Source organism: Methylobacterium sp. E-016, from assembly GCF_022829745.1.
In the GTDB taxonomy this organism is placed as follows: Bacteria; Pseudomonadota; Alphaproteobacteria; order Rhizobiales; family Beijerinckiaceae; genus Methylobacterium.
The window spans coordinates 1-11,332 of sequence record NZ_JAKSYF010000043.1; the positions used below are offsets into that span (position 1 = coordinate 1).

Genomic DNA, 11,332 nt, shown 5'->3' on the forward strand with positions numbered 1-11,332 from the left:
GGGGTTAGACATGGATGCGCGAGACAACGTCAAGACGTTGCTCGTGCTGCAGCCGATCATGGTCGACACTAGCAGCCCAGATTGCGAAGGGCGACTGGTCCTGGCCAACGGCTTGCTGATCGCGGTGTTGGTGCGCCTCGATACCCCGGACCACGAAATGGGCAAGGGCTGGTTCGTCGAGGCGGCCTTCGGACGGCTTTTCGGGATCTCAGCGCCGATCTTCGCCACGCTGGAGGAGGCAATGCGATGGCTACGACAGCACCAAAAAGCGTGACCGAACTCGGGACGTTGCAGAGCTTACTTCGCTCGGATGACGCGAGACCGTTCCCGCAAAGGCCACGCGCAGCTCCGAACGCGCTTATTCAGAAGCTCGAACACGCATGCGATCTTGATGTGGCCGACAGAGTCGCGCTCCAGTCACTCTCGGACACGACTTGGCAGGTCGAGGCAGACTACGATCTTAGCCGTGAGGGGGACCGCCCTGAGGCTGTGCTGCTCGTGGTGGAAGGCCTCGCGTATCGCTACAAAATCCTGCCCGATGGCAAGCGCCAGATCCTGGGCCTGCTGCTACCGGGTGATTTCTGCGACCTCCATGTGACGATCCTGGCGCAGCGCGATCACAGCATCGGCACTTTCACCCCCTGCGAAGTGGCGTCGATCCCTCGCGCGACGATCCTCGACCTGATCACAACCAGTTCTCATATCGCCAACGCCTTCTGGTGGGCCACCCTCGTGGATGAGGGGATCATGCGGGAGTGGATGACCAGCATGGGCCAGCGTTCAGCGATCAAGTGGTAGCGCATTTCTTCTGCGAATTGCTGATCCGCATGCAGGCTATTGGTCGTGCCACGGCGAGCAACTATGAGCTACGGATGACGCAAAACGAACTCGCTGACGTGTTCGGAATTACAGTCGTGCATCTCAACCGCACGCTGCGCGATTTGCGTGACCAAGATTTGATCATGCTGAAACGCGGCCGAGCAGACATCCCAGATCTCGCACGCCTAGAATCCTTCTGCGACTTCAATCAGAGTTACCTTCATTTAAGCTCGCGTGGAATCCGTTAATATGTCTTCATGTTAAGCATTGCAAAACTAAAACCAATTTAGGCGTCATCATATTATGACATTTTAACTATTAAAATTTGCACGAAAGCATTTGTCCTATGTATTTTGTTTAATAATATTCTAATATATTTGAGTTCGAATCGAATCGATTGCTGAAGCTCTGTACATAACGCTAATGCTCTTCTTGGAAATTTGTCGCAAAATGAGATTGGTGAACTGGCCACACTGATGAAGCTGTGGCTCGCGATCGAAGATGCCTGGGCACGTCTGCGTGCTTTAGGGGTGGTGCGCTAAGAAGCGGAGCGATCGAGCTACCATAGATAGGCTGACAAGCGCACGGTCTGTCCGACTTGGTTAGCCAATAATACGCTCGAATTAGTCGATCTTGAGCTAAATATGATCAGTTTGATTATGTCTGCTTGCTTTAAGCCGCAGTTCTCGGTCGACGCGCTGATCGCCAAAAAGACCTCTTGCTCGGCCGTCAGCACGACAATTGCCCACACCGTAGTGTGCCGCGAACGCATCCGCTGCCATCGGCCGTCCGAAGAGATAGCCTTGAGCTTCCTGACATCCCTTGGCCAGCAAGCGGCGGCGCTGCTCGTCGGTCTCAATCCCCTCTGCGATCACTTCCAGGTTGAAGCTGCGGCTTAACTCGATGACTGCCCGCACGACTGCTGCATCCTGCGGGTCTTCGCACAGCCCGTTGACGAAGCTGCGATCGATCTTGAGGCGTGTCAGAGGGAATCTTTTGAGCAGGCTGAGCGAGGCGTATCCCGTGCCATAATCATCGAAGGCGATCCCGACATCCAACCTGCGCAAGTCCCGTAGCGCAGTAACCACACCCGGATCGTTTCGTAGGATGATCGTCTCGGTAATTTCCAATTCCAGTGCGCTCGCTGGCAAGCCGGTTTCTGTGAGCGCTGAAGCGACGCGTTCGACAAGATCCCCGCGGCGGAACTGGGCTACGCATAGATTCACCCCGATCCGGAACGATGGTAGACCGCCGTCGCGCCACGCCCGAGCTTGGGCGCAGGCGGTGCGCAGTACCCAATCACCGATCCGAGCAGCGTCTGGTCCCTCGTCAAGGACGGTTAGGAACGCGGCTGGCGCTAGTAAGCCCAACTCGGGGTGTTGCCACCGGATCAAGGCCTCGGCACCTGTGAGTGCGCCGTCGGAGAGGCGTACTTGGGGCTGGTAGTGCAGTACGAACTCACCGCGCTCGACCGCTCTGCGCAATCCGTCGCGACAGGCTCGATCGCGCTGGGCGGCCTCGCGCATATCGGGCGTGAATAGGCGGCAGCGTCCGCGTCCGTCCGCCTTGGCGCGGTACAGGGCGGCATCGGCGCAGATTACCAGATCCTCCTCACGCGCGCCGTGGGCCGGGCTGAGCGCGACGCCGACGCTAGCGCCAACACGCAGGACCAAGCCCTCGATGTCGTACGGCTCGGAGAGCGCAGCGATCGCCGCCTCAGCCGTGCTGACAGCCGCACACGGGTCGCCGACGCCCGGCAGCACAACAGCGAACTCGTCTCCGCCGAACCGAGCTGCGATACTGTCTGGACTAACGCTAATGCGCAGGCGCCGGGCGGCGGTCTGCAACACAGCATCCCCGACGCCATGGCCGTGTGCATCGTTGATTTCTTTAAACCCGTCGAGGTCGATCATCAGGACGGCAGCCGCCCGCCCGCCCGAAATCGCCGCCTCGATCCGACCGCGCAGGACGGCACGGTTCGGCAACTCGGTCAGCGCGTCAAGGTGCGCAAGACGGAACAGGCGGTCTTCTACGGCACGGCGCTGTCGCACATCACGGACGATAGCGCCAAAGGCGGCCTTTCCGTCCTCGTGCCACGTCGACAGCGACAACTCGATCGGGAACTCATCCCCGTTCCGGTGGCAGGCAATCAGTTCGACTGTGCGGCCGCTCAGACCACCGTCGAATCTCGCCATCCGACGTAGGTCGCCCTCGTTACCTCCGCGCATCCTCTCGGGTAAAATCAGGGCAACGGGCCGGTTCAATGCCTCAGGTACCGTATATCCAAACAGACGCTCGGCCGCCGCGCTCCAGACGGTGATCTGCCCGCAGCTATCCGCGCAGATGATTGCATCGGGCGAGGTCGCTGCCATGTGCTCGAACCGAGCTTGCAGGGCACAGCGGGCAACCTCGAGTCTGCGCAGCTCTAGCCGATCGAGCGCAAGGCGGGCGAGGTCGGACAGGGTGCGCCGGTCGGCCTCGGTAAAGACGGTGCGTGCCTCGGGGCTGGCGAGACAGAGCGTACCAATGGCATGGCCGTCGGCGGTTCGTAGCGGTGCTCCCGCATAGAAGCGGATGAACGGATCGCCGGTGACAAGTGGATTGTCTTGAAAGCGCGGATCACGCGAAGCATCCAGTACCACAAGGACGCCGTCCTGCGCGATGGTCCGGTCGCAAAACGCGATGTCCCGGGCGGTCTCGCACAAGCCGATGCCAACTTTGGCATGGAACACCTGCCGATCCTTGTCGACGAGCGAAACGAAGGCAGCAGGCGCGCCGAGCAAGCGCGCGACAAGTTCTACAATGTGGGCGAGTGCGGGATCAGGGGACGCGCTAAGCCAGTCGTGCGCAGCCAGCGCGGCGAGCGCCCGCAGGCGGGCTTCCTCGTCGAGCGAGGCAAAGGAATCGGACACCGTCTAACTCCGAGATCGGGGGATGGAGGATCAGGATCACGATACCGGGTGGTCGAGCACATCGGGCGTGTCGGCGGCACGGTAGGCACTGGCTAGGTCGGCGAAGCGCTCGAAATCGGCGAGTAGCGCGCGGAACTCAGGATAGTCCGACGATGACAGGAAAGTACCTGCCAGGCAGTCGTCGAGTCGATCGAGTTCGGCGCGCAGGGCTTCGACAAGGGATCCAAGCGAGAGGCCGAGCGCGCGGATATGTGACCGGCGCGAGCCGAGGTCGGCTCCGCTGGCGAAGGCTTGCGCCAGGACGGTCGTCAGACGCTCTGCGCCCTCGCGACTCAGCTGCCCGGTGAAGGGGAGGATCTCGGCCATTGCTATCTTATGCGGCCCGGACGGTGACGAGTAAGTGCCCAACCTCGGCGGTGAGGGTCTTAACCTGGGGGGATCGCTCCGAGGCCGTGGCCAGCACCTCGCTCGCGGCCACCCCCGTCCAGGTAGCAGAGAAAGCCTCGTACAGCCCATGCTGCTTGGCCGGGGATATCGGTGGTTCAAAGGGCTTGCGTACGGTCGCAAGCTTGGCATTGGTGACAGTGAGCTGCGCCTCATTCTCAGCAAGCCAAGAGGTGATATCAGAGCAGGTGCGGTAACTCAGCTGCTTGATCCCGACCTCAAACGCCGCGCCCTTACTCTCGTTGATTGCAGTAAGCGAAGGGAGCCAGCTGTTTGCGACCCACGTGACGCTGTGACGAAAATCGGCGGCCTGGTGGATAAATAGAGCGCTTTGACCCACGCAGATCAGAGCAAGAAGGCCAAAGGCGGCGAGCAGTGCAACCTTAAGGGATAGATTCGAGCGCATGCGGCAAAGCTCTGTTCGTGAAGGGCTGGTCGGGTTGACGTCGCGATACGACGTGCCAGAGCTAAGCGTGCGCGTGTGACAATCCCATGGGACGACGCTTATTGTTCGGGCAGGGCATCGGTCTGGAAGGGCTATCTCTATTGCGTAAAATGAAATCTAGACACCTAATAAAGTCTTAAATTAGAAACTTTTATCGTATCGATGCGAAATCATCAAAAGATAAATTGGTGCGCCCCAGCGATAGATCCGCTTGTGACTGGCCGATAAAGGAATGGAACTGGATCTTCGTTGCTAAGCGCCGCGGCAAAACGTCCAAATCCCGTAGGGTGGGACTTAACAAGTCCTTACTTATCGAACTTGCATTGTAGCGCCCGCCAGTTCACCCGGCAGGGCGACCGACCTTACGCGCTGCCTCACGCTAGAATGGCGCGAAGGTTTGGATGACGCCGTCCATGTACCCAGGGGCGGCAGTCGATCTCGTGGCGGTACTTGACGCTGTCACCGCGGTAATTGGTAGTGTAGCCGCGGAAGCGATCGCCAGCAGTAAACGGGATGGAAGGCACCGAGCGTCTTCAGGCGAATATCCTTGCCATGCACCAATCGCGGTATCAGCCTAACAATCTCCACCGGGTCACGGCAAAATGAAGTCTGTCGCCGCTTGAACGGATTGGCTTGGCTAGCGATTTCGTTTCTCTGATGCAGGAGGGACGATGCTGGACAACGCGCAGTGGCTTGAACTGAAGTTTCTAGTCATGGCCTGCCGGTTCAAAACCAGGACACCCCACAGCATCTCACGCGCACACTCTCAGACATCCTCTGGCAGCATCAGAACAGGGCCAAGTGGCGGGCCATTCCAAGTCCTGAGGGCCTGAACTCAGTCAGCTTGGCGGTCATAATGTCAAAGAGGGGTGGATTTCCGCTGGTCCCCTTAAAAGCGGCAACAAGTGAAAGCGGATGTCGACTTCGCTCTCGTTCACTGCCCGCGGTAGACCTCGGGAAGTCTTCTTGTGAGTGTATGCCACTAAACAACATCACCGCGCCGAGACACATCATGAGGACTGTAACTGGGTTGCGGCGGAACGCCACCAGAGCGCCGTCGTAGAAGCCAGCTCCGGCCGCGTCGCCGCGGACGATGCTGAGCACGTCCTCGATGATGCCTATCGCGGTGAGGCGCTGGGTGAGCCGGTCCAGTGTCCGGTTCGCCCGCAAGCTGAAGGCAACCGACGTCATCGACGTGCTCTCGGATCTGTTCATTCTGCGTGGCGTACCTGGCCATGTCCGTTCGAATAACGGCCCGGAGTTCGTCGCGAAGATCGTACAAGCTTGGATCACCGGCGTCGGGGCAAAGACGGCCTACATCACGCCAGGCTCACCGTGGGAGAATGGCTACGTTGAAAGTTTCAACGCACGGCTTCGCGACGAACTTCTGAGCGGCGAGATCTTCTACACAATCAGGGAAGCGCAGGTCGTCATCGAAAGCTTGCGACGTCACTACAACGGCGTGCGCCCGCATGCATCGCTGAAATACCGGCCGCCGGCACCGGAGGTGTTCGTGCCAGCCTTCTCCGCTTGGCCGGCGGCGCTCGCCCGACCAGGTCCGCCGGCCAAGCTACCCGTAGCGGAGCGGCCCACCGTGCACTAACTTCACTCTTGGACCACAACGTGGGCGCTGATCAGCTCTCCATGGCGCTCGCAGCCTCAAGCGTGGCAGTATCCGCCGCTCAGACGTGGACACGATCGCTGACGGTGAGGGGTAGGGGCGCAGAATGGCCGGAATTCTAGAGGGGCCGGCCTGCAGCCGCTGCTGGCGACGGTGATGAGGCCGTGGGTATCTGCCGTAGAAACCGGCACGCTCGGAATGCGCGATGAGGTGGCTGTGGCTGCTTCCAGCACGGCTGCAAGCTTGAAGCGGCGCGTCATCATTCTGCCGGCGCTGGATACAGCGATCGCCCAGGCGGTAGTGAGACGGGCACTTTCGCGGACTGCATTGGTACTAGGGGGTACAACGACAACCCAGACACGCGCAGCCGCCCTCGCGTCGCTCGAGGTGGTGATCGAGCACCTGCGAACGGTCGAGGCGAGCGAGGACACGCGAGCGCTCGGGCTCGGGTGGCGAGTACCGTGCATCACGCTGACCGGTCTGGAAGCGAGGTTTAAAACGGTCGGGTTGCGCTGGCTAAACCACGGAAACGTTTTTACCTGCGTCAATATCGCCATCTGAAAAGCATCAAATGCTTGAACTTGAACTTTCATAATCAAGCAAGTGCTCCTCTTTCGAGGGCGGTACAGGCTGATCGATATGACGCTGATTATCTCGACGCAGGTTGCTATGTCGGCTCTAAATCTCATTGAGTTCCATGATGCGCATAAGCTCTCCGTAGCTAAGGCCGAGTTCTGGAAAGGTGTACCCGCCCTCGTCACATCCAAGGTCCAGCTTGCGCAAGTTCTAGACGCAAAGGGCCGTAGCGCAGTGATTGAGTACCTGCGCGATTTGGAAGCCGTTGCGCGATCGGAATGCGACTGCCGCGGCACGGTGCAGGTGATTGCCTCCGGGCGCCGGTTGCTCGGCGATAAGACTGAGATGGCTCCAGGCAACGGTCCGTTCAGCCGGACCTGAGTGAAGGTGAAAACCTGGGCCTGTCGCAAGCCGTGCCGTAGGCCGCAGTAGACGCCGATCTGCCTTGTTTTCAGGTTCTGTTAACCGCCGGAAGTCCGAAGCAGACGGCAAGCAATTGGTCCTGCTCGCGGACGGTCCACGCACCGGCAAAGCCGAAGCTCTTGCGCAGTCAAGGCATGGCCTCGAAGCCGCAGATTGTGCGTCGCGCCATGTTGAACGAGCGGAAGCCGCCTACGCGCGGCATGGGTTATTTTACCCGGAAGTGGTCGCTCTCGATGCCCTGCTGCAGGTGCTTCGTGACGTAGTAGGTTGGGGTACAGGCCAGGAGGCCGTCGATCCTCAAACCCGGCCAGAGGCACCGGGGCCGGCCTCGTCATGCCTCGCTGCACCACCGAAGCGATGGCTCTGCACCTCGAAGAGATCGCCCAGGCTGTCGCCCCCGGCGCGCATGCCGTCCTGCTACTCGATCAAGCCGGCTGGCACACGACCACGAAGCTCGCTGTGCCCGCCAACATCACGCTGCTGCCGCTGCCGGCCCGCTCCCCCGAACTCAACCCCGTGGAGAACCTGTGGCAGTTCATGCGTGACAACTGGCTCGGCAACCGCGTCTTCAAATCCTACGCCGACATCCTTGACCACTGCTGCGACGCCTGGAATACCCTCATCGACCGCCCCTGGCGCATCATGTCGATCGGACTGCGCGCCTGGGCCCATGAGTCCTGATCAGTGAGGATTAGTATAACCAAGTCGTTAACCGAAGGCCTTCGCTCGAATTAGGCCTCAATTGCTTTTAGAGGGGGGGCATGGACACAGCAACAAAACACCTTTGGCAGAGCTTGTCAGCCCTAGACGCTCCTGTTGAAGATCCTGCCCTTAAGGCAAGGCCAGCAAAGGTGGTGCGTCTTGTCGAGCCGGTTATGGACATCGGTGGCGGATCGCTGCCGTCGCCTCTCTCCCCATCAAAGGATTGGTCGAAGCTGATCGAGCGGGTTCGGCATGCGGCCAACCATGCTCGCGAAATCGAGGCTCAGGCTCAAGAACAGGAACTGCGCGTTCAGGAGGTGCTTGACCGCGTCCGCGAAGATGTCCGCAACGCCGCCGAGCGAGTCCGCGTTGCTGAGGCGCGCACCGCTGAAATTCAGAGCCGTGCCGACGCCTTGCTGAAAGCGGCCGACGAGAAAGTGAAGGCGGCTGAGGAACGTGCACGGATCGCGGAAGAGTGGCTGGCACGCGTCTACGACACGATCGCAAGCGAGTTCACCATCGAGCCTGATATGAGGCAGACGCCTTGAGCCGATGCTGCGGAGCGGCTGATGACCTGATACAAGGCTGGCCTCTCGACGCTTGTGCACCGCGGCGGTCGCGAACGCCGACAGGCAGCACAGCACAGAGAGCACGCGACGACAGGCCGGCACGGGCCAGTTCCCTGTGCCGTGCCCGTGACGCCTCGGGTCGGGTGGTTGCGTGAAGGTCGATGCAGCGGGGAACAGGAACCGCAGGCGCCGGCTTATGGCCTACTTCGATAGCTTCAGCCGGAGCCTTGGTGGTAGCGGGTGTGCTTCGCAGAACCCGAGGCCGGAACAACATGCTCAGAGACGAATGCACACGCGTCCTTCGGTCTTTGATTGAGAAGGCACAGCGCGAGGATTTAGGTACGGCACAGAACGCTATCCTGCGGTTCGCCATGAACCAGCCTGAGCCCCAGGCACGAGCTGCAGCCATGGATGAACTGCTGCTGGATCTTGCGAGCGGAGGGGGTATCGACAGCGGCTCAAACCAGCAAAAAGCCTTTCGCACAAATCTCGTGTCGATGATCGAACGAACAAAAACAACGGTCGGACCTGGCTCATCCGCCCCCGTAAGGTAACACCCTTGCCGATCAGCGGCTGACACCCAATCCCTGGTACTCCTGCGTTACTCCTAGTCAGCGGTTGACACGTCGATCACCGCCTCCCGCGCCATATCTGCGAAGCTAATCCGTTTGAGAGGCACGTAGCGCCCCCGATTGTCAGCCAATCGTCGGCCTTCCGCATACCAACGCTGGGCCAGCCATCCGTCGAGGTTGTCCAGCACTGTCGCGGCGTGACCCTTGAAGATCTCGCGGCAGACCGCCCGATCAAAACCAGCCTTTTCAAGCAGGTTGGAGATCGTGCCGAGGAGGCGCGCCTTCTCAGCCGGAGGAATTTTCGGGTCAACGACCATCATTAGGAGCGCGTAGTAGGCCGCCCTGGCCATATCATCCCGCCGCGGAGCGTTCTTGCTTCTACGCTTGGCGTTGGACGCTGCCTGAGAGGCAGCATGACGCTCGTTGCGCTGGATCTCGTACTTCGAGAGGGGGGCGGGCGTGATGGCAGTGGTATCAGCGGTGGTCGCGAGGGACATCGGTACGGCTCCGGTTGGTGGAGCCCCGATGATCTGCAAGCGACATGAAAGTCGAATTGGCCTGTACGGTCAGCGGTCGAAAATAATTTGCTTCAGCCGCTGACCGGATCGGGTTGCACCTTGCCCTGTCAGCCCGTGTGCACACAACTTCGGGTTGTAAACTACTGGGAGGCTTGTGGCCGAAAGGTGAAAGGCGGCCCTGTATGAAGGGGCATACAGGACCGCCTCAGCGGATCAGGCGATCAGCTGGCTGCTGATGCAGCACCAACCACCGTGAACGATCCGGCTCTCGTCTACCAGTTGGTTTTTGTCAGCGCCGGGACGGCTGAGACTGCCGGATTGCGGCTTCATGGTACGACGTAGTGTTGTTGGCGACGGGAGGTGTCGCCCGAGGCGGCTTCTCGCTCATGTGATCCTGCGCGTGACGATCTCCGCTGGCTTCGGCAGCGGCCACCCTGGCGGCGTACTCGTCACGGGGTACAAAGCTATCGGGTGAAGTAAAAGTCATGACGCTGATTTTCCTTGTATTGGGACGAACCCGCTGCACAGGAATTGTTTATTGCATGGGAATTATTCAATCCGCAGATCGTATTGTGCAAGTTTTATGTGCCTGATGCATTTCTAGGCACGCGATTATATGTTCACGGGCTGTAGCCGTACCGCTAGATTGATTGATGCTACCGTTGCCGCCGACCCCGTTCCTCGTCGGCTACCGCCTCCACCGCCGCGATCGCATTCTCTATTCGATGCCAGCGCAGGCATGAGATCAGGCGCGTCCACCCTGCGCGTGTCGGGTTGAAAAGTCACAAGTTGCGCCAAAAAACGGTGCGTTTAGCACCTTAGATCTAACATGGGTTTAAATACAAGATATAGAGATTTAATGCACGATAGTTTTTAAAATAAATATGATGGGGATATTGCTGGTTACAAAAATTAGGCGCACGTACGATGCTCGGTCTTTCTCCCCGACTATACCTGCCTTCTGCGTCTGTCGGTTGGTTGTTGCTCATGCAGCGGATTGGTGGACGCAGATCGCCTTTTGAATCTGGAATTCTTGTAAGGGGTGGTGCTCTCTCGCAGGCACTGGGTGGGAACTCGAATGCCGCTTTCGCGCAGGGATCGTTGGGTTGCCGCTTTCGGTCGTCTTCGCCTCTTCATGGGGGGAGACGGCAACACGGTCGATAGCTGCTCGCAATCACAAAACCGCATCATGCAGGCGCGGGACGCTTTAGATCGTAAGCCCAAGCGACCGCATGAGGCGCGCGGGCGCAGTAAGATCGGTATAGAAAGCGTCATTGCGGGCCATCTGGTCAAATACGCGGAGACCCACTTCGATCGCGGCGACAGGTCTAACGGGCGATTTGCCCTTGATGAGGCTCAGCGTTGCGAAGCAGACGCGCAGAGGAGGCGCGCTCTCGGCCTATTGCTACCAGAATGTGCTGACGCCCTCCATGAGCGTGTTTGCCGACACCCGACCACGCGCGAATAACTCCGCAAGCAGACCGTTAATTTTCGTCTGTATAAAAAGTCGTTTTTGATCAGAAAAGTTAATCTACTCAATCAAAGCTTCGTATTTATCGCCGCTTGATTAGAACCTAGTCTTAATCGAATGGACACCTCGAAGAACCGCGTAATTGCGGGGTCTGGCCGTTGGTTTGACGCGGCCGGTAGCTTTTGACGTGATCGGACTGGCGATCTGGCAGTCTGGTGGTGGTCATGAACGGGCTCGGGGGCCCATCCCGAGGTTGCCTC

Annotated in this window: 12 protein-coding genes and 3 pseudogenes; 9 read left to right on the forward strand and 6 right to left on the reverse strand. The window is 59.4% G+C overall.

Annotated features, from left to right (window positions below; all coding sequences use genetic code 11):
• The 3 genes from MKK68_RS03515 to MKK68_RS03525 form a co-directional block, all read left to right on the forward strand.
• Positions 1-274, forward strand: a 274-nt coding sequence (locus MKK68_RS03515; RefSeq protein ID WP_313899214.1) for a hypothetical protein, incomplete at its 5' end; no start/stop codon positions are given.
• Positions 247-798 carry a Crp/Fnr family transcriptional regulator gene (locus tag MKK68_RS03520; protein ID WP_244028742.1) on the forward strand — a complete coding sequence of 184 codons (552 nt, stop codon included), beginning with the start codon at positions 247-249 and terminating at the stop codon, positions 796-798. The genes MKK68_RS03515 and MKK68_RS03520, both read left to right, overlap by 28 nt.
• Entirely contained in the window at positions 792-1,067 is a 276-nt protein-coding gene (locus MKK68_RS03525) for a helix-turn-helix domain-containing protein (protein WP_244028744.1), read from the forward strand. The genes MKK68_RS03520 and MKK68_RS03525 overlap by 7 nt, the downstream gene beginning before the upstream one ends.
• Before the next feature lie 390 nt (positions 1,068-1,457).
• Here MKK68_RS03525 and MKK68_RS03530 read toward each other — a convergent pair whose 3' ends face one another.
• The 4 genes from MKK68_RS03530 to MKK68_RS03550 all read right to left on the reverse strand — a co-directional run bounded on the left by MKK68_RS03530 (position 1,458) and on the right by MKK68_RS03550 (position 5,811).
• Positions 1,458-3,731, reverse strand: coding sequence for a putative bifunctional diguanylate cyclase/phosphodiesterase (locus tag MKK68_RS03530; RefSeq protein WP_244028746.1), 2,274 nt, complete (start codon positions 3,729-3,731; stop codon positions 1,458-1,460).
• A 36-nt stretch (positions 3,732-3,767) separates the two neighbouring features.
• A complete protein-coding gene (locus MKK68_RS03535; RefSeq protein ID WP_244028748.1) occupies positions 3,768-4,097 on the reverse strand; it encodes a hypothetical protein in 330 nt (109 codons plus the stop codon).
• 7 nt (positions 4,098-4,104) lie between these two features.
• Positions 4,105-4,581 (reverse strand): hypothetical protein, encoded by a 477-nt coding sequence (locus MKK68_RS03540; protein ID WP_244028750.1) that lies wholly within the window; start codon positions 4,579-4,581, stop codon positions 4,105-4,107.
• 825 nt (positions 4,582-5,406) lie between these two features.
• Positions 5,407-5,811, reverse strand: coding sequence for a hypothetical protein (locus tag MKK68_RS03550; RefSeq protein ID WP_244028762.1), 405 nt, complete (start codon positions 5,809-5,811; stop codon positions 5,407-5,409).
• On the opposite strand from MKK68_RS03550, the pseudogene MKK68_RS03555 reads away from it, so the two are divergent.
• From MKK68_RS03555 to MKK68_RS03565, 3 genes and pseudogenes are all read left to right on the forward strand, one after another.
• Positions 5,771-6,223: pseudogene (locus MKK68_RS03555) on the forward strand (integrase core domain-containing protein); the annotation flags it as partial. The gene MKK68_RS03550 and the pseudogene MKK68_RS03555 overlap by 41 nt on opposite strands.
• Positions 6,224-6,439: 216 nt before the next feature.
• Positions 6,440-6,802 (forward strand): hypothetical protein, encoded by a 363-nt coding sequence (locus tag MKK68_RS03560; RefSeq protein ID WP_244028752.1) that lies wholly within the window; start codon positions 6,440-6,442, stop codon positions 6,800-6,802.
• 78 nt (positions 6,803-6,880) lie between these two features.
• The gene (locus MKK68_RS03565; protein ID WP_244028753.1) at positions 6,881-7,198 is read left to right on the forward strand and encodes a hypothetical protein; all 318 of its coding nucleotides are present in this window, start codon (positions 6,881-6,883) and stop codon (positions 7,196-7,198) included.
• Positions 7,199-7,268: 70 nt separating this feature from the next.
• Here the strand turns inward: MKK68_RS03565 and MKK68_RS03570 are convergent.
• Positions 7,269-7,538: pseudogene (locus tag MKK68_RS03570) on the reverse strand (DDE-type integrase/transposase/recombinase); the annotation flags it as partial.
• A gap of 5 nt (positions 7,539-7,543) precedes the next feature.
• On the opposite strand from MKK68_RS03570, the pseudogene MKK68_RS03575 reads away from it, so the two are divergent.
• The 3 genes and pseudogenes from MKK68_RS03575 to MKK68_RS03585 all read left to right on the forward strand — a co-directional run.
• Positions 7,544-7,921: pseudogene (locus tag MKK68_RS03575) on the forward strand (transposase); the annotation flags it as partial.
• Positions 7,922-8,001: 80 nt separating this feature from the next.
• A complete protein-coding gene (locus MKK68_RS03580; RefSeq protein ID WP_244028755.1) occupies positions 8,002-8,490 on the forward strand; it encodes a hypothetical protein in 489 nt (162 codons plus the stop codon).
• A gap of 428 nt (positions 8,491-8,918) precedes the next feature.
• Positions 8,919-9,065: a hypothetical protein gene (locus tag MKK68_RS03585; protein WP_244028757.1), complete on the forward strand. Its 147-nt coding sequence runs from the start codon at positions 8,919-8,921 to the stop codon at positions 9,063-9,065.
• Between the two features lie 53 nt (positions 9,066-9,118).
• Here the strand turns inward: MKK68_RS03585 and MKK68_RS03590 are convergent, their stop codons facing one another.
• Entirely contained in the window at positions 9,119-9,580 is a 462-nt protein-coding gene (locus tag MKK68_RS03590) for a hypothetical protein (protein WP_244028759.1), read from the reverse strand.
• Positions 9,581-11,332 lie beyond the last annotated feature (1,752 nt).

What these genes read in the sequence shown, in the direction of transcription:
- MKK68_RS03560 (WP_244028752.1), top strand. Translation starts at nt 6,440, where the DNA reads ATGCGCGATGAGGTGGCTGTGGCTGCTTCCAGCACGGCTGCAAGCTTG.
- MKK68_RS03550 (WP_244028762.1), bottom strand. Translation starts at nt 5,811, where the DNA reads ATGACGTCGGTTGCCTTCAGCTTGCGGGCGAACCGGACACTGGACCGG.
- MKK68_RS03540 (WP_244028750.1), bottom strand. Translation starts at nt 4,581, where the DNA reads ATGCGCTCGAATCTATCCCTTAAGGTTGCACTGCTCGCCGCCTTTGGC.
- MKK68_RS03535 (WP_244028748.1), bottom strand. Translation starts at nt 4,097, where the DNA reads ATGGCCGAGATCCTCCCCTTCACCGGGCAGCTGAGTCGCGAGGGCGCA.
- MKK68_RS03585 (WP_244028757.1), top strand. Translation starts at nt 8,919, where the DNA reads ATGGATGAACTGCTGCTGGATCTTGCGAGCGGAGGGGGTATCGACAGC.
- MKK68_RS03590 (WP_244028759.1), bottom strand. Translation starts at nt 9,580, where the DNA reads ATGTCCCTCGCGACCACCGCTGATACCACTGCCATCACGCCCGCCCCC.
- MKK68_RS03565 (WP_244028753.1), top strand. Translation starts at nt 6,881, where the DNA reads ATGACGCTGATTATCTCGACGCAGGTTGCTATGTCGGCTCTAAATCTC.
- MKK68_RS03520 (WP_244028742.1), top strand. Translation starts at nt 247, where the DNA reads ATGGCTACGACAGCACCAAAAAGCGTGACCGAACTCGGGACGTTGCAG.
- MKK68_RS03580 (WP_244028755.1), top strand. Translation starts at nt 8,002, where the DNA reads ATGGACACAGCAACAAAACACCTTTGGCAGAGCTTGTCAGCCCTAGAC.